This window comes from Polaromonas sp. (assembly GCF_035638815.1).
In the GTDB taxonomy this organism is placed as follows: Bacteria; Pseudomonadota; Gammaproteobacteria; order Burkholderiales; family Burkholderiaceae_C; genus Polaromonas.
In genome coordinates, this window is the sequence record NZ_DASQZG010000015.1 from 1 (window position 1) to 17,729 (window position 17,729).

The 17,729-nt window shown below is 61.7% G+C and carries 13 protein-coding genes; 9 read left to right on the top strand and 4 right to left on the bottom strand.

Annotation, left to right across the window (positions count from 1 at the left end):
- The first annotated feature begins 354 nt into the window (after window positions 1–354).
- The 6 genes from VE934_RS09750 to VE934_RS09775 all read left to right on the top strand — a co-directional run bounded on the left by VE934_RS09750 (window position 355) and on the right by VE934_RS09775 (window position 8,220).
- Window positions 355–720 carry a YciI family protein gene (locus VE934_RS09750; protein ID WP_324886870.1) on the top strand — a complete coding sequence of 122 codons (366 nt, stop codon included), beginning with the start codon at window positions 355–357 and terminating at the stop codon, window positions 718–720.
- Between the two features lie 3 nt (window positions 721–723).
- Window positions 724–1,971 carry an RNA polymerase sigma factor gene (locus VE934_RS09755; RefSeq protein WP_324886872.1) on the top strand — a complete coding sequence of 416 codons (1,248 nt, stop codon included), beginning with the start codon at window positions 724–726 and terminating at the stop codon, window positions 1,969–1,971.
- Between the two features lie 301 nt (window positions 1,972–2,272).
- Window positions 2,273–3,010, top strand: coding sequence for a translesion DNA synthesis-associated protein ImuA (gene imuA / locus VE934_RS09760; RefSeq protein WP_324886874.1), 738 nt, complete (start codon window positions 2,273–2,275; stop codon window positions 3,008–3,010).
- Window positions 2,973–4,319 (top strand): DNA polymerase Y family protein, encoded by a 1,347-nt coding sequence (locus VE934_RS09765; RefSeq protein WP_324886876.1) that lies wholly within the window; start codon window positions 2,973–2,975, stop codon window positions 4,317–4,319. The genes imuA and VE934_RS09765 overlap by 38 nt, the downstream gene beginning before the upstream one ends.
- 11 nt (window positions 4,320–4,330) lie before the next feature.
- The gene (locus tag VE934_RS09770) at window positions 4,331–7,477 is read left to right on the top strand and encodes an error-prone DNA polymerase (RefSeq protein WP_324886878.1); all 3,147 of its coding nucleotides are present in this window, start codon (window positions 4,331–4,333) and stop codon (window positions 7,475–7,477) included.
- An 80-nt stretch (window positions 7,478–7,557) separates the two neighbouring features.
- Window positions 7,558–8,220 (top strand): DsbA family oxidoreductase, encoded by a 663-nt coding sequence (locus VE934_RS09775; RefSeq protein WP_324886880.1) that lies wholly within the window; start codon window positions 7,558–7,560, stop codon window positions 8,218–8,220.
- Window positions 8,221–8,265: 45 nt separating this feature from the next.
- Here VE934_RS09775 and VE934_RS09780 read toward each other — a convergent pair whose 3' ends face one another.
- Genes VE934_RS09780 through argA form a run of 3 tightly spaced genes read right to left on the bottom strand, consistent with a single transcriptional unit; the run spans window position 8,266 to window position 10,528 of the window.
- Window positions 8,266–8,898 (bottom strand): LysE family translocator, encoded by a 633-nt coding sequence (locus VE934_RS09780; protein ID WP_324886882.1) that lies wholly within the window; start codon window positions 8,896–8,898, stop codon window positions 8,266–8,268.
- Window positions 8,895–9,143, bottom strand: a complete 249-nt coding sequence (locus VE934_RS09785; RefSeq protein WP_324886884.1) for a DUF1272 domain-containing protein — start codon at window positions 9,141–9,143, stop codon at window positions 8,895–8,897. The genes VE934_RS09780 and VE934_RS09785 overlap by 4 nt, the downstream gene beginning before the upstream one ends.
- Before the next feature lie 35 nt (window positions 9,144–9,178).
- A complete protein-coding gene (argA, locus tag VE934_RS09790) occupies window positions 9,179–10,528 on the bottom strand; it encodes an amino-acid N-acetyltransferase (RefSeq protein ID WP_324886886.1) in 1,350 nt (449 codons plus the stop codon).
- A gap of 110 nt (window positions 10,529–10,638) precedes the next feature.
- On the opposite strand from argA, the gene VE934_RS09795 reads away from it, so the two are divergent.
- From VE934_RS09795 to VE934_RS09805, 3 genes are all read left to right on the top strand, one after another.
- Window positions 10,639–11,862 carry a GGDEF domain-containing protein gene (locus VE934_RS09795; RefSeq protein ID WP_324886888.1) on the top strand — a complete coding sequence of 408 codons (1,224 nt, stop codon included), beginning with the start codon at window positions 10,639–10,641 and terminating at the stop codon, window positions 11,860–11,862.
- Between the two features lie 127 nt (window positions 11,863–11,989).
- Window positions 11,990–15,913 (top strand): ATP-dependent RNA helicase HrpA, encoded by a 3,924-nt coding sequence (gene hrpA / locus VE934_RS09800; RefSeq protein WP_414693832.1) that lies wholly within the window; start codon window positions 11,990–11,992, stop codon window positions 15,911–15,913.
- Window positions 15,914–15,950: 37 nt separating this feature from the next.
- Window positions 15,951–17,450: a tetratricopeptide repeat-containing glycosyltransferase family protein gene (locus VE934_RS09805; protein WP_324886892.1), complete on the top strand. Its 1,500-nt coding sequence runs from the start codon at window positions 15,951–15,953 to the stop codon at window positions 17,448–17,450.
- Window positions 17,451–17,518: 68 nt separating this feature from the next.
- Here the strand turns inward: VE934_RS09805 and VE934_RS09810 are convergent, their stop codons facing one another.
- Complete coding sequence (locus tag VE934_RS09810; protein ID WP_324886894.1) at window positions 17,519–17,677, bottom strand: DUF3309 family protein; 159 nt, start codon at window positions 17,675–17,677, stop codon at window positions 17,519–17,521.
- Window positions 17,678–17,729: the final 52 nt, after the last annotated feature.

The window sequence follows — 17,729 nt, forward strand, 5'->3', positions numbered from 1 at the left end:
ACTCCTTGCAACATGGCAACGCCCCGACAGACCACCTGTCGGGTGCACTGGTGTAGCTCGGCAGACCCCGTGTCCGCAACCTACGGCTTCGCAGGCGTCGGGCCGCCCTTGGCTACAAAGCCATTTTGTCTAGACAACACAAATCGGCGCTACGCAAAATTTGGTATCCAACACCGGTCACTCGCCAACGTCCGCTTCTGGCCCGACTGGTGGCGACCGGGCTGACATTTCGCAGGCCGCAACAAAAAATTTCCATGGCCTGTGTCGATTGCGCGCAAACTGGCGCATCCAGCTTGTAGGAACGCGATGGTCGCGGTCCACCCGCCACGTGCCACCGTGCACAGGAGATGACCCATGAAATACATGCTGATGTTCTTTGAAACCCCCGCTGAACTGGCCCAGCGCGACAACCCTGACACGGCTCCCGCCTACTGGGGCGCCTGGACGTCGTATATGGGCGCCATTTCCGCCAGCGGCACCATGACCTCGGGCAACGGCCTGCAACCCCGCGAGCTGGCCACGACCCTGCGCATGAAGGACGGCAAGCGGCAGGTCCAGGACGGACCGTTCGCCGACACGCGCGAGCACTTGGGTGGCTACGTCATCCTGAATGTCGATTCGATCGACCAGGCGCTTGAATGGGCGGCACGGGCCCCGTGCGCCGCCACAGGCGTCGAAGTCCGCCCGGTGATGCCGCCCCCGCCCGGCGCGCCGGTCTGAGCCATGTCAGACGCGCCGCCGCCCGGCTGGAGCGAGGCCGAAACCGCGGCGCGCGCGTCGTACGGCCGGCTGGTGGCGCACCTGGCTTGGCGCTGGCGCGACCTGGCTGCCGCCGAAGACGCGCTGTCGTCGGCCCTGCTCGCCGCACTCGAACACTGGCCTAGAACCGGCGTGCCCGATGCACCGGACGCCTGGCTCCTGACGACGGCCCGGCGCGAGCTGCTGCAGGCGGCCCGCCACCGCCGGGTGGAGCAGGCGCCCGAAACCTTGGCGGTGCTGGAGCCCGACCTGCTGACACCCGACACGCCCGATGTGCCGGACCATCGCCTGCGGCTCATGTTCGTCTGCGCCCACCCGGCGCTGGCGCCGGCGATGCACGCGCCGCTGATGTTGCAGGCCGTGCTGGGCCTTCATGCCGAAACGCTGGCTCAGGCGTTCCTCGTGTCGCCTACTGCCATGGCCCAGCGGTTGGTGCGGGCCAAGGCGAGAATTCGCGGGGCGGGCCTGCGCTTTGAGACACCCGAAGCGCGTGAGCTGCCCGAGCGCCTGTCGGCCGTGCTCGACGGCATCTACGGCGCCTACACACTGGGCACGCGCGACGCCGCGCCCGACGCTGCTAACGAGACCACGCACGGCCTGGCTTCGGAGGCGCTCTTTCTGGCCCGCCTGGTGGTGCACCTGCAGCCGGCAAGTGCAGAAGCCTGGGGCCTGCTGGCCTTGCTGCTGTATTGCGAAAGCCGCCGACCGGCGCGCTTCAACGCCGACAACGCCTTCGTGCCGTTGACCGGGCAGGACACCAGGCTGTGGGACCACACGCTGCTGCAGGAGGCCGAGCAGTGCCTGCATCGCGCCGCCGCACTGCGCCAGCCCGGCAGCCTGCAGGTGGAGGCGGCCATCCAGTCCGCTCACTGCCAGCGCGCGCACACCGGCCAGACACCATGGCGCGCCATCGCCCACCTGTACGGCGTGCTCGCAGCGCAGTCGCCCACGGTGGGCGCGCGCATCGGTCAGGCTGTGGCCGTGGGCGAAGCCGGCGAACCGGCGCAGGGGCTGGCGCTGCTGCTCACGATCGATGCGGCCGACGTGGCCGCCCACCAGTCGTACTGGGTGGCTATGGCCCACCTACAGCGCGCCTGCGGTCACGCCAGCGCTGCGAGGAGCGCCCTGTCGCGCGCCATTGGGCTGACTGCCGATGCGCGGGTGCGTGCCTATCTGGCGACGCAGGGCGCAGCTACCGCGGCAGCTGATTAAGGGCGAGCGGTGGCAGCAGGGCGTCGGTAGACCGCGCCCGTTGCCGGCGCTGTAAGCTTGAGCGCGGCCGCCACATCGGCAATGTTGCGCGCCTGGCGTTTACGGTCCACATCGGCCAACCTGGGACGCTCGCGCAGGTCTTTACAAAGGCCAAACCAGGAAAATTTTGCAGGTAGGCGCCTTCCAAAACCTGATTTCTTCCCAGAGCCCGGAAAAGCTGCAATACTGTACATATAAACAGTATTTATTGCTTTTCATGTCTGCCCGTTCTGCTCTTTCTTTAGCCCCAAATCCATCACCCTTGGTCACCAAGGTCTGGCACGCCCATGCCATGGACGTTGCGCTGGGCCGGACCACCGACACCGGTTACATCACCCTCAATGCCGTCCTGCCCGGGGGTGGCTGGCCGGTGGGGGCGCTGATTGAATTGTTGCAAACCTCTCCAGGTAGCGAATGGAATTTGCTGACTCCGGCGCTGGCGCGTCAGGACGCTGACAAGAGCGGGGGCGCCCAAGGGCCGGTGGTGCTGGTGGATGCGCCGTATCAGCCTTTTGGGCCTGCGCTGGCAGCGCAGCTGCTGGACCCGAACCGCCTGCTGTGCGTACAGGCCGGCGTGGCTGCAGCCCAGCTGTGGGCGACCGAGCAGGCGCTGCGCTGCACCGATGTGGCTGCCGTTCTGGCCTGGCTGCCGCGTGTGCAGATGCCGCAGCTGCGGCGGCTGCACATTGCTGCGCAGGAGCACGGCAAGTTGCTGTTTGTGTTTCGGCCCGTGGTGGCACGGGCCGAATCTTCGCCCGCGCCTTTGCGCGTGGTGCTGCAGCGTTTGCCGGGGTTATCACCGCGTTTGCAACTGGATGTTTTCAAGCGGCGCGGCCCGCCTTTGCAGCAGCCGCTGGAGCTGACCATTGGCCCGGCCCGCCTGAATGCGCTGCTGGCTGCCAGCCGCGCCCGGTCTTTGCGCCGCCGGCCCGCGGCCTTGCCTTTGTTGGGGGACAACAGCCATGCGCTGGATCGCCTTGTTGCCACCCACAGCGCCTGAGTTGCTGCCGGCCGAAGCAAGGGAGCTTCAAGAGCTGTTGGCTTGGCACGCCTTGCGCTTTTCACCGCGCGTCTGCCTGCAGGATGAGGCGGTGCTGGTGGAGGTGTCTGGCAGCACCCGCCTGTTTGGCGGGCTGGGAAAGCTCGCCAAGCAGCTTTCAAGCTTTGTTTATGAACAAAATAGCCCGCCTTCCCTTATTCCACGGGCGCAAGGCGCTACTTCTTTGATAGCAATCGGGCGCTTGCGGGCCAGCCTGACCGCACCCGGCGGCCTGCGCCTGCCAGCCGACGTCTTGCCCTTGGGCACGCTGACTGCGGCCCGTGCGCACCTGGGTGTGCTGGAGCGGGTGGGTTGCCGCACCTGGGGCGATTTGCGGCGGTTGCCGCGCGCCGGTGTGGCGCGGCGCTTTGGCCAGCCCTTGCTTGATGCGCTAGACCAGGCCTATGGCGAGCAGCCCGAAAGCCACCGCTGGCTGAGCCTGCCTGAAGTCTTTGAGGCCAAACTTGAATTGCACGCGCTGGTTGAAAACGCTGGCGCGTTGCTGTTTGCGGCCCAGCGTTTGCTGGCGCGTCTGCAAGCCTGGCTGGTGGCGCGCGGCAGTGGTTTGCTGGCGCTGCGGCTGGTGTGGCACCTGGACCCGCGGCGCAACGGGCCCACAACGGGCGAACTGGTGGTGCGCACCGCTGAAGCATCGCAAGACATGGCCCACGCCAGCCGCCTGATTGCCGAGCACCTGGCACATGCCACGCTGCCATCACCGGCGCACAGCCTGAGCCTGCATTCGCTGGAGGTGGCGCCGCTGGTGTCCAGCAGCCACAGCCTGTTGATTCAGGAGCACAAACGCGGCGACAGCCTGGCGCAACTGACCGAGCGGCTGAGCGCACGGCTGGGACCCCGGCAGGTCTTGCGATGGCAGGCGCGCGCCACGCATGTGCCAGAGCGCATGCAACGCTGGATCGCTGCACAGGGAAGCCGCAGCGTTGGGACGTCAAAACAGCCGTTGCAGCAGTTCTCACAGTTGCAACCTGATGCGCTGCTGCCATCCTGGTTGCTGGCCACGCCGCTGAAGCTGGCTGTGCGGCAAGACAGACCGTTGTGCCCCGGCCCCTTAAACCTGCTGGCCGGCCCGCAGCGGCTGGAGACCAGTGGTTGGGCTGCCTGTGGCCTTGCGCTAGCAGAACCGCTCGGCGAACAAGCCGCCATGCGCGACTACTTCATCGCCGTCAATGAAGAAGCCTGCCTGTTGTGGATTTACCGCGAAAGGCTGGCGCGCGCCAGCGGCTGGTATTTGCATGGGGTGTTTGTTTGAGCCTTCAGTTGATGCAACCCATACCGCCCAAACTTCCGGCTTATGCCGAGTTGCATGCGCTGAGCAATTTCAGCTTTCAGCGTGGAGCCTCGCACGCCGAAGAACTGGTTGAGCGCGCGCACGACCTGGGCTACACCGCACTGGCGATCACCGACGAATGTTCGGTTGCTGGTGTGGTGCGCGCCCATGTCGCGGCCAAAAAGTGCGGGCTTCAATTGCTGCCGGGTGCTGAGTTTTTAGTGCAGGCTTCCAGCGGCCCACCGTTCAGGCTGGTGGCGCTGGTTAACAACCTGCAGGGCTGGGGTAACTTGTGCGAGTTCATTACCGCTGCGCGGCGAGAGGCCCCGGGCGGTGAATATCAGGTGAGCCAGGATGCCTGTGATTTTTCCTTGCTGGCCGATTGCGAGGTGTTGCTGACGCCCATCCGGGGTAGCGACGCTATCAATACAGAAGCGCTCTGCGCCCGTGCGTACTGGGCAAAGAGCCAATTTGGCACTAAAGCGTGGCTGGCGGTAGAGCTTTTGCATGGTCTGGACGATGAGCTGCACCTGCAGCAGCTGGAGCAGGTGGCGCAGCTGACAGGCGTGCCGCTGGTGGCGGCCGGCAACGTGCTGATGCACGTCCGCTCACGCAAGCCGCTGCAGGATGTCATCACCGCCGTGCGCCTGGGCCAGCCGGTGCAAAACTGCGGTTTTGCGCTGCAGGCCAACGCCGAAGCACACCTGCGGCCGCGCATGCGGCTGGCCACCCTGTACGGCCCCGCGCTGATGGACGCCACACTGGAGGTGGCCAGGCGCTGCCACTTCAGCCTGGACGAAATCGCCTACCAGTACCCGCTGGAGACCGTGCCCGCGGGCCAGACGCCCGCCGAGGCGCTGGCCGGCTTGACCTGGCAGGGCGCGCAGCAGCGTTATCCCCAAGGCATGCCCGATACCGTGCGCCAGCAAGTGCTGCATGAGCTGGCCATCATCTCGGACCTGAAGTACGAGATGTACTTTTTGACGGTGCATGACATCGTCCGCTTTGCGCGTGAGCAAGCCATCCTCTGTCAGGGCCGCGGCTCGGCGGCCAACTCGGCCGTTTGTTATTGCCTCGGAATCACGGCGGTCAACCCTGAAAACGGCAACCTGCTGTTTGAGCGTTTCATGAGCCGGGAGCGCAATGAGCCGCCCGACATTGATGTCGACTTTGAGCACGAGCGGCGCGAAGAAGTCATTCAATACATCTACGGCAAATACGGGCGCGATCGCGCTGCCATTGCCGCTACCGTTATTAGCTATCGTCCGCGCAGTGCTCTGCGTGATGTGGGCAAAGCGCTGGGCATGCCGCCGGATTTGATTGCGCGTTTTGCAGGTGAGCATTTCTGGTTTGACAGCAAGGAGCATCTGGGCCAGCGGTTGATTGAAGCCGGGCTGCCGCCAGACGATGGCAGGGTGTTGCAGTGGCTGGAGCTTACCCAGCAGTTGATCGGGTTTCCGCGCCACCTGAGCCAGCACGTGGGCGGCTTTGTGCTGACCCAAGGCAGGCTGACGCGGCTGGTGCCGGTGCAAAACGCCGCCATGCCGGATCGCAGCATCATCCAGTGGGACAAGGACGACCTGGACGCCATGGGCCTGCTGAAGGTTGATGTGCTGGCGCTGGGCATGCTCTCGGCCATTCGCCGTTGCATTGATTTTGTCAATGGCTGGCGCGGCACGGCGCTGGCCCTGCACACCATCAAGCAGGATTGTGTGGCTACTTACGACATGATTTGCGCGGCCGACACGGTGGGCGTTTTTCAGATTGAAAGCCGCGCCCAGATGTCGATGTTGCCGCGCCTGAAACCCCGCTGTTATTACGACCTGGTGATTGAGGTGGCGATTGTCAGGCCCGGCCCGATTCAGGGCGGCATGGTGCACCCCTATCTGAAAAACCGCAGCCTCCCGCCCGATCAGGTGCCGTACCCCAGCGAGGCACTGCGCGAGGTGCTCAAGCGCACGCTGGGCGTGCCAATTTTTCAGGAGCAGGTGATGCAGATTGCCATGGTGGCGGCCAGTTTTTCACCTGACGAAGCCGACGGCCTGCGCCGCTCCATGGCGGCCTGGAAAAGGAAAGGCGGCGTTGGCAAATACCGCGACAAATTGATCAGCGGCATGCAGGCCAATGGCTACACCACCGAATTTGCCGAAAGCATCTATCGGCAAATTCAAGGGTTTGGCGAATACGGTTTTCCCGAAAGCCACGCCGCCAGCTTTGCGTTGCTGGTGTATATCAGTTGCTGGCTCAAGTGCCACGAGCCAGCCTGTTTTTTGGCCGCACTGCTCAATGCACAACCACTGGGCTTTTACCCGCCATCACAACTCGTGCAGGATGCGCGGCGGCACCAGGTGGAGGTGCGGGCAGTGGATGTGCTGACCAGCGACTGGGATTGCACGCTGGAGGCCATTTCTCTGTCAAGCCAACCTGCCGTGCGTCTGGGCCTGAGGCTGGTCTCAGGCTTGGGCGAGGCCGCTGGCCAGCGCATCGTCGCGGCACGCGTCGCATCACTCCCGGTCAGCATCGAAGACCTGGCCCTGCGTGCTCAACTGGATACCAAGGCGCTCAATGCACTGGCCTCTGCGGATGCACTGGCCAGCCTGGCTGGCCACCGGCGCCAGCAGGTGTGGCAGGCATCTGCACTCACACTGCAGCCCGCGCTGCTGCAGCAGGCACCCACCCATGAGGAGCCGCTGGCGCTGGCGCCTGCGCGCGAGGGCGAAGAAATTTTGTTTGACTACCGCGCCACCGGCTTGACCCTGCGTCGTCACCCGGTGGCCTTGCTGCGTCCCCGGCTGGCCAAAATGGACCTACTCAATGCCGATCAGTTGCGCTTGCTGCCGCATGGCCAGCAGGTAGCGGCCTGCGGGATTGTGACGGTGCGGCAGCAACCCCAAACCGCCAAGGGCACCATCTTCATCACGCTCGAAGATGAAACCGGACCGGTCAATGTGATTGTCTGGAAATCGCTGCGAGAAAAGCAGCGCAAAGAGGTGCTGCATGCCCGCTTGTTGGCGGTGTATGGCGAGTGGCAGCGCGACGTGGAAAGCGGCGGCAAGGTCCAGCACCTGATCGCACACCGCCTCGAAGATTTGTCGCCGCTGCTGGGGCGGCTGGGTACGGAAAGCCGCGATTTTCACTAAGAGTTTTGGAACGCCTACTGCCCATGGGGTTCCTCAATATCACCTAGCATGAAGGCACACGCAAACCAAAAGGCCGCCACATGACCACCCCCATCTTGCAGAAAATGAAAATCGACTTTGTCTCCGACGTCTCTTGCCCCTGGTGTGTGATTGGCCTCAAGGCGCTGGAAGATGCGCTGGGCCGGGTGGCCGGTGAAGTGAAAGCCGAGCTGCATTTCCAGCCCTTCGAGCTGAACCCGCAAATGGTGCCGGAGGGCCAAGAGATTACCGAACACCTGACCCAAAAATACGGCTCCACGCCCGAGCAGCTACAGCAAACCCGCGAGATGATCCGCGCACGCGGGCAAGAGCTGGGTTTCACCTTCACCGTCGGTGCCCGCAACCGCATCTACAACACCTTTGATGCGCACCGCCTGCTGCATTGGGCCGAAGAAGAAGGGCGCCAATTGGCTTTGAAAGAGGCCCTGTTCAAAGCCTATTTCACTGACGGTCTGAACCCCGGCTCGCATGAAGTGTTGGTGCGGCTGGCCGGGGAAGTGGGTCTGGACGTGACCCGCGCACAGCAAATCCTTGCCTCAGATGAATATGCCAGCGAGGTGCGCCAGCGCCAGCAGTTTTATCAGCAGCAGGGCATCCGCTCGGTCCCGGCCATCATCATCAACGACAAGCACCTGATCTCCGGCGGGCAGCCACCCGAGGTGTTTGAGCAGGCGCTAAGGCAGATTGCCGCGACTGGCGGCTAGCCGCAACTCCCAATGCGGGAGGTCCGCAGTGGAGGACCCTCAGACTCAGGTATTGGCGCGGCGATAAAAAGCCAGCGAGCCTGCCAAGCCCAGCAGAACACCACCGCACAGGCGGTCGACCCAGCGCAGCGCTGACGCTTTGAGCAGGCGCATGGCCCTGGCGCCGATGAAGGCATACGCCAGCATGATGGAGAAATCCATTCCCGTAAAAACGAGAGCAATCGCCAAATATTGCGGCACCTGGGCGGCAGCGGGGTCTATGAACTGCGGTAGCAGCGCCGAGCAAAACAGATAACCCTTGGGGTTGGTGACCGCCACCAGAAACGACTTCATGAAAATCGCGCGGCTGCCATGCTCGGCGCTGACGGCCCCGTCCGCCGGCAGATCCAGGCCGCCCTTGGAGCGAAGCAGGCGAATCCCCAGCCAGGCCAGGTAAACGGCGCCTACCCATTTCAGCACCGAGAACCAGAACTCCGATGCCGCCAGCAGCGCACCCAACCCGAGCGCTACGGCGCCCACCAGAATGAAATCAGACACGACAGCGCCCAGCATGCCTGGCAATGAGCGGCGCACACCGTAACGAGAGCCGTTGGCCAGCGCCAGCAGCACCGTCGGACCGGGCGTGGCTATGGCCACCAGTGCAACGGCGGCAAAAAGAAGCAGGGTGGTGGTGTTCATGCTGTTGCCTCACAACCGGCAGGCTTGAATACGCGCGTGGTCGACGCCGGATTTTTGGCCAGTTTGTTGGCAGGGCGCCGTGGGCGCGTCACCAGCTCACCGCCGCAATTGGGGCAGATGCCAAGGAGCTTGTTGCTGACGCAGTCACTGCAAAACGTGCATTCAAAGGTGCAGATACGCGCATCAAGAGATTCATTTGGCAGATCCTTGTTGCAGCATTCACAGTTGGGACGGAGCTCAAGCATGGCGATTTCCCCTTCAAAAATGAATCGGACGTAATTCAGCTCAACTTCTTGACCAGCACCTGGCTCTTTCGGTTGATGTTGTACTTGCGCTTGCGTGCATCGGGCAGCCACTCCGGGTCTACCTGAACAAAGCCGCGTTTGATAAACCAGTGCATGGTGCGTGTGGTCAGCACAAAAATGCTTTGCAGACCCATGCCTTTGGCGCGTTGCTCGATACGTTTGAGAATGCGCTCACCGTCGCCCTGGCTCTGGCTGTGGGGCGACACGGTCAATGCGGCCATTTCCGCGGTCTTCGCCTCGGGGTAGGGGTAAAGCGCTGCGCAGCCGAAGATCACGCCGTCATGTTCAATGACCGTGTAAAGGTCTGCGTCGCGTTCAATCTCTGTGCGGTCGCGGGTCACCAGCGTGCCGTCTTTTTCAAACGGTTCAATCAACTGAAGGATGCCGCCCACGTCATCTGCCGTGGCCTCACGCAGGCTTTCCAGTTTTTCGTCGATTACCATGGTGCCAATGCCGTCGTGCACATAAATTTCCAGCAACAACGCGCCGTCGACTGAAAACGGCAGGATGTGGCTGCGCTCAACGCCCGACTTGCATGCCTTTACGCAGTGTTGCAGGTAAAAGGCCGTGTCGGTGGGCTGCGTGGGGTTAGGCAGTTGGCCCAGCAATTTCTCGGCGGCGGCCAGCGGCAGTTCGGTGTCAATCGGGTTGTCCTCGCCTTCAGGCTCTGCGGGGTTGATGCGCACGCCGGGGATTTCAGTCATGAAAATCAGTTTGTCAGCCTGCAGCTCTATGGCTACGCTGGTGGCAACTTCTTCCATGGTCAGGTTGAAGGCCTCGCCGGTTGGTGAAAAGCCGAAAGGCGAGAGCAACACCATGGCTCCAAAGTCCAGAGTGCGCAAAATGCCGGCGGTATCCACCTTGCGCACCAGACCGGAGTGTTTGAAGTCAACGCCATCAACAATGCCTACCGGCCGTGCGGTGATGAAGTTGCCCGAGATGACCCGCACGGTGGAGCCGGCCATGGGTGTGTTCGGAAGCCCCTGGCTGAAGGCAGCCTCAATTTCATAACGCAACTGGCCCGCCGCTTCTTGCGCGCAGTCCAGCGCCACCGTGTCGGTGATGCGCATGCCGTGCGAGTACTTGGCCTCGTGGCCCTTGGCGGCCAGTTGCTCGTTAACCTGCGGCCGGAAGCCATGCACGAGGACGATCTTCACGCCCATGCTCTGGATCAAGGCCAGGTCTTGCGCCAGGTGCTGAAGTTTGCCGGCAGCGATGGCTTCGCCGGCAATCGCCACCACAAATGTTTTGCCGCGGTGCAGGTGGATGTAGGGCGCAACCGAGCGAAACCAGGGCACAAAGGTGAAGTTAAAGACGGCGGACATGGGTGCGCTTTCGGGTTCTGTACAGGCTTTTGGGAGCTATGGCAATGAGTGTAAGGGAGGACGTGGACCACCCCCATCGCGGGAGCCAAAGCCGGATAATGCCTTGAGATATGGACAAACTGGCGTACGGCTTCTGGGGTTTTTACTTCGGCTTGACGGCCTTGATACTGGCCGGCGCGGCGGTGACTTTTGCGCGCTCACTTCATCGCATATCCCTCAACGCCGCCTTGTCCGCCACCGCTTCCGCCTTTTTCGCCTTCGCCTTTCTGGGCGGGTTGCCTATTTCCGACGAAGACACCCTGGCGCGTTTTTTGGCGCATGTGGCACTGGTCGTATCGGCTGTTTTGGCCTACCTGCTCTTCATCATTGTTGGCACCGTCGCACGTCCGGGGATGCGCGACCGGGTCCTGCTGGCTTTGGCGGGCATGGTCCTGGCAGGTGTTGCGGTTGGCTGGCAGCTGTCCGCCCGGCACGCACTTGTTCTGAGTATGGCGACCGCATGCGCCCTGGGCGTGATTGCGCTGGTGGTGGCGGTGCGCCACGTTCTGCGTGGTGACAGGTTGGCGTGGACGGCGGCCGCCGGGGTGTTTTTCGTGCTGATTGCCATTGCTGGCATGGGCTGGATTGCGCTGGACAGGACGCACGTGCCCTGGCAAGTCCACGCCATCAGCGCCATGGCGGGCTCGGCCTACGTTGTCACCATGGCTTCGGCCCTGTGGATACGGTACGCGTATTTGAATGAATTGCATCAGGTGATGGTGCATGGACCAGGCTATGACCCGGTGACGCGCATGCGCTCCCACACGGAAACGGGGCACATGCTGGGAGACGCCTTCAAGCGCTACCGCAGCGAGCCGACCTCGATGGGGGTGATTGTCCTGAGCATTGGAAATTTATACGCTCTCGAGAAGCTGCATGGCATGGCGGCGGTCAACCATGCATTGTTTGTCTGCGCAGGTCGCTTGCGGCGCACCGCGCCCCTTCGGTACGAAATTGGCCGTTTGTCAACAGATGGTTTTGTCATGCTCCTGCGCAACTGCAACGACAGCGGGCAGTTGATTCAGCTGGCGCACCGCGTCGTGGCGCATCTCTCCAAATCTGTGGTCCTCAACACCAACCTGGACGCAGCCCGCCGTGAAAATGAGCAAACCCGCTGGGAGGCCGACATCGGTATCGGAGTGTTGCTGGTATCTGATCCGGCAGCCAAGGCTTCCATGACGCTGGCCACCTGCCGGGCCATGTCGCGCACCGCCATGACCTATGCCAGCCGGGTGGCCTGGTTTGATCAGCACAGCGGTGAGGCGGTTGAAATGCCGGTGTTCAAGCCATCCTGAGTTTCTCGCAGCGTCGATAATCGACGCTTTGAACCCCTTGCAGTCACCGCCCTTGTCCGTTCCCTTGCATATTGAATTTCCCGAGTCCCTGCCGGTATCAGGCAAGCGAGAGGAGATCACCGCCGCCATGACGGCGCACCAGGTGGTCATCATCTGCGGCGAAACTGGCTCGGGAAAAACCACGCAATTGCCCAAAATTGCACTGGCTATGGGGAGGGGCAAGCTCAACTACCCGGCCGGCCAGGGCAAACTGATTGGCCACACCCAGCCGCGTCGCATTGCTGCTTCCAGCGTGGCCAAGCGCATTGCTGAGGAGCTGAAAACGCCATTAGGCGACGTGGTGGGCTACAAGGTTCGGTTTCAGGACCGGCTCAGCCGCGATGCCTCCGTCAAGCTGATGACCGACGGCATCTTGCTGGCCGAGACCCAGACCGACCCTTTGCTCAGGGCCTACGACACCATCATCATTGACGAAGCCCATGAGCGCAGCCTGAACATTGATTTCTTGCTGGGTTATCTACGCCAGTTGCTGCCGCGCCGGCCCGATCTCAAAGTGGTCATCACCTCGGCGACCATTGATGCGCAGCGGTTTGCGGATTATTTTGCTTCGTCCAAAGGGCCGGCCCCGGTCATCATGGTTTCGGGGCGCATGTTTCCTGTTGAGCAGCGCTACCGGCCTTTTGAAGAGTCACGCGACTACGACCTTAACGACGCGATCGCCGAAGGTGTCGATGAGCTATGGCGCAACCCGCACAGTGCGGGCGACATTTTGATTTTCCTCCCCGGTGAGCGGGAAATTCGTGAGGCCGCTGATCACCTGCGCAAACACCTGGCACACCAGCCGCTGTTTCGTAATGCCGAGGTCTTGCCGCTGTTTGCACGCCTGAGCCAGGCCGAGCAGGACAGGATTTTTGACGGACACACCGGCAGGCGCATCGTGCTGGCTACCAACGTGGCTGAAACGTCGTTGACGGTGCCCGGTATTCGCTACGTCATTGACGCCGGCACAGCGCGCGTGAAGCGATACAGCTTTCGCAACAAGGTCGAGCAGCTCATGGTTGAGCCGATCTCTCAGGCCGCTGCGAATCAGCGGGCCGGGCGTTGCGGTCGTGTCGCCGACGGCATTTGCATACGTCTGTACGACGAACAGGACTTTCTGGGCCGTCAACGGTTCACCGATCCCGAAATCCTGCGGAGCTCGCTGGCGGCGGTGATTTTGCGCATGAAGTCGCTGCACTTGGGTACGATCGAAAGCTTTGCGTTCATCGAGCCACCCCAGGGCCGCGCGATTGCCGACGGCTACCAGTTGCTTGCCGAACTGGGCGCAGTGGACGACGACAACGAACTCACCGCGGTCGGCCGCAGCCTGGCCAAGCTGCCGCTGGACCCGCGTGTCGGCCGCATGATTCTGGAAGCCAAAGACCGGCAGGCGCTGGACGAAGTGCTGGTCATTGCCAGCGCGCTGAGCGTGCAGGACGTGCGTGACCGCCCCATGGACAAGCAGGCGCAGGCTGACCAGCAGCACGCCAAGTTTGATGACGAAAAGAGCGAGTTCAGCGGTTATCTCAAGCTGTGGAAATGGCTGGGGGACAGTCGGGGCGGAGCGGCTCATCCCGTCCCCGTTCGGGCTGAGCTTGTCGAAGCCGGTAAGCGGCATAGCCCTTCGACAGGCTCAGGGCGAACGGATATCGCACACACCCCTAGCCACAAGCTCTCGAATCGTCAATATGAGAATTTGCTCCGCGAGAACTACATCAACATCCGGCGCGTGCGCGAGTGGCGCGACATTCATTCGCAACTGCACAGCGTGGTTGGCGAGCAGGGCTGGCATTTAAATGACAAGCCGGCCAGCTACGAGCAGCTACACCTCTCAATGCTCTGCGGCCTGCTTGGCAATCTGGGCATCAAGAATGAGGAAGAAGACTGGTACCTGGGCGCGCGCGGCATCAAGTTTTACCGGCATCCGGGGGCAAAACTCAGCAAAAAGCCAGGGCGCTGGATCGTCGCCGCAGAGCTGGTGGAGACCACACGCCTGTTTGGCCGCGGCATTGCCAACATCGAGCCGCAATGGGTAGAGCAGGTAGCTGGCCATCTGCTGAAAAAGCAGCTGCTGGACCCACACTGGGAAAAGAAAGCCGCGCAGGTCACCGCGCTGGAACGTGCCACGCTGTACGGTCTGGTGATTTACAACGGCAGGCGCGTCAACTTCGGTCGGGTTGATCCGGTCACGGCACGTGAGATTTTCATCCGTGAAGCCATGGTGGCCGGCAACTGGGACACCAAGCTCACCTTTTTGGCGGCAAATCTCAAGCTGATCGAACAGGTACAGGACCTGGAGCACAAGGCGAGGCGGCAGGACGTGCTGGTCGATGAAGAGCTGATCTACGCCTTTTACGACCAGCAACTGCCGGCCGACATTTGCACCGGCGCCGGCTGCGAGCACTGGTACAAGGACGAGGTCAAGAAGCAACCGAAGTTGTTGCTGCTTTCCCGCGAAGAGTTGATGCGCCATGAGGCGGCCGGCATCACCACGCAGGCTTTCCCTAAAACCATGCGACTCGGCGGCGTGGACTGCAGCGCCACTTACCTGCACGAGCCCGGCGACGCCAAAGACGGTGTGACGGTGGACGTGCCGCTGTTTGCGCTGAACCAGGTCAACGAAGAGCGTTGTGAGTGGCTGGTACCCGGCATGCTCAAGGACAAAATTCAGGCACTGATCAAGACCTTGCACCAGCGGCCACGCTCACGCCTGGTGCCATTGCCAGAGACAGCCGCGCGCATGGCCGCTGAACTGCTGCAGCCCGAAAAGTTTGGCGCCGGTTCGCTGACGGACGCAGTGCTCAAGCTGGTGCGCGTTAAGACCTCGCTGGACATCAAGCGCAACGACATGAAGCTGGAGATGCTGCCACCGCATTTGTTCATGAACTTCCGCGTGGTAGATGAACATGGCCGTCAGCTCGGGGCGGGACGCAACCTGGGCGCGCTCAAGGGCGAGCTGGGGTCGCAGGCGCGGGGAGCCTTCCAGGCGCTGGCGGGGCTGAAGACGCGACCTGGGCCTGAAAGCGCCGAGTTGCCTCAAAGTATGGAGTCAAATCGGCATCCAACCCATAAAGAACGGGCGTCGAGCGCTACTAAAAATATAGCAGGCGTGCCGCCATCCGCAGCGCCCAGGGTGCCGGAACGCTACACCAGCTGGAGCTTTGGCGAGCTGCCGGAGCTGATGGAAATCAGCAAAGGCAAGCAGACCTTGATCGGTTTTCCGGCCTTGATCGATTTGGGCGACGGAGTCACTATTGAGGTTTTTGATGAGCCCGATGTTGCCGCTGCGAAACATCGCGCTGGCTTGCGTCGCCTGTTCGCGCTGCAAATCAAGGATGCGCTGAAGTATCTGGAGAAAAATCTGCCCGATCTCCAGAAAATGGCGACGGCTTACATGCTGGTGGGCCGCGCTGCAGACAACTCGGGTGGCGGCACGCTGGAAGAGCTGCGCGAACAGATCATTGAAGTGGCACTGGACCGCGCTTTTTTGCTGGAACCGCTACCCACGAACGAACTGGACTTTAAAAAGCGCATTGACGACGGGCGAGGGCGCCTGACCCTGATTGCCAGTGAAGTTGCGCGTTTGGCGGCCGGCATCTTGCTTGAGTTTGCTGCGGCCCAGCGCAAGATCAAGGACAGCAAAAATGCAACCGATGCTGCGCTCGATGCCGCGCAGCAACTGCAGCGTCTGGTTCCCAAGCGGTTTTTGACCATTACGCCCTACACCCAGTTGCAGCACTTCCCTCGTTATCTCAAGGCCATCACCTTGCGGCTTGAGAAGTGGCGCGCCGACCCTGCGCGTGACGCCTCACGCCTGGCTGAACTCCGACCTCAGGAGCAGCGTTACTGGCGATTGGTGGCAGAGCGCAAGGGTGCGATGGATGCCCGGCTGCAGGAGATGCGCTGGCTGCTCGAAGAATTGCGGGTTAGTTTTTTCGCCCAGGAGCTGCGCACGCCGCAACCCGTGAGCATCAAGCGGCTGGACAAGTTGTGGGGTCAGTTGAACAGCTAGTCTCCCGTGCTTTTGGCTCAATCTCTACAATTTCAGGATGACAACCGATCCCACGCCACCTGCGGACCATCCGGGTCTCGCGATCGATCAGCAGGTCGTGCGTGTCCAGGCTACTTTGGCCCAAGGTCAGGCAATGGTCAAAGCCCAGCGATGGGCGGAGGCCGCCGCACTGTTTCATCAGGTGCTGGCCGCCCGTCCCGGCCACTTTGAGGCGCTGCACATGCTGGGCGCAGTTGCGCTCAACACCAAGCAGTTTGTCGAAGCGCTTGCGTGGATCGAAAAGTCTTTGGAAGTCAACCCGACGAGTGCAGTGGCGTACAGCAATCGTGGCAATGCTTTCAAGAGTTTGAAGCAAGCCCAAGCCGCGCTTGATAGTTATAACAAGGCTATCGCCCTTAAGCCTGACTACGCCGACGCCTACTACAACCGCGCGGCGACCCAGAAAGAGTTACAGCAGTTTGATGCGGCTCTTGAAAGTTATGACAGGGCCATCGCCCTCAAGCCCGATTTTGCAGAAGCCCATTACAACCGGGGCAACCTGTTAAGGGATACGCGGCGGCCTGAGGCGGCCATTGCGAGCTACGAAAAATCCATGGCCTTGAAGCCGGGCTACACAGTTCCGAATTTGAATCTTGGTCTGTGCCATTTGCAGCTCGGCCATTTTGAGCAGGGTTGGGACAAATACGAGTGGCGTCGCAACGAGAATGCATTTCGCGATTTCCCTCAACCGCGGTGGACAGGCGCAGAGTCACTGGCAGGCAAGACCATTCTTTTGCACAGCGAGCAGGGGCTGGGTGACACGATTCAGTTTTCCCGATATGCCACGCTGGTAAGCAAGCTTGGCGCGCGTGTGGTGCTGGACGTGCAGGAGCCTCTGATGGGTTTGATGGCAGGTCTTGAAGGTGTCGAGCTACTGGTCGCCAAGGGCGGTGCGCTTCCGCCGTTTGACTTTCACTGTCCCTTGCTGAGCTTGCCCCGGGCATTTAAAACGACCTTGCAAAACTTACCTTCAGCGGACGGCTACCTGGCACCTCGCCCTGAAAAAGTGACTCAGTGGCAAGCGCGTCTCGGACCCCGGACAAAACCTCGCGTGGGTCTGGTGTGGAGCGGGAGCGCCGGGCACAAGAACGACCACAACCGAAGTATTCTTTTGTCTGAGCTTCTGAAAAAATTGCCGGGCAATTGTCAGTACATCAGCCTGCAAAAGGAAACACGACCGGCCGACCAGGAATGCCTGAATCGTCATCCGGAAATACTCCAGCTGGGGCAAGAGATAACCGACTTCACAGACACCGCGGCGCTGTGCGAACTGGTTGACGTGGTGGTAAGTGCCGACACAAGCGTGGTGCATCTGGCAGGTGCCACGGGCAGGCCGGTATGGGTGCTGCTTCCTTTCAATCCCGATTGGCGCTGGCTACTGGAAAGAAGCGACAGCCCCTGGTATGACTCGGCGACGCTGTACAGGCAGAGCTGCATGGGTGACTGGCGTGAGGTCTTTGACAAGGTTGGTGCCGACCTTGCGCGGCTGACCAGCTGATTCGTCAGCCATAAAAAAAGGGCTCAGCCTTTACGCTGAACCCCTTTTTCATTATTCGCAGTTGCTGTCTATATCTTGCCCATGAGCAGCAGGATGATCAGGATGATGACGACGAGACCCAAACCACCACTTGGCCCGTAACCCCAGCTGCGGCTGTGGCCCCAGGTTGGGAGAGCGCCCACCAGGATCAGGATGAGGACGATGAGCAGAATCATTGATATGGACATAAATACTCCTTGTTATTAGGTGAATTGATTCTTGCCGGTTTGTCCCGGAGGA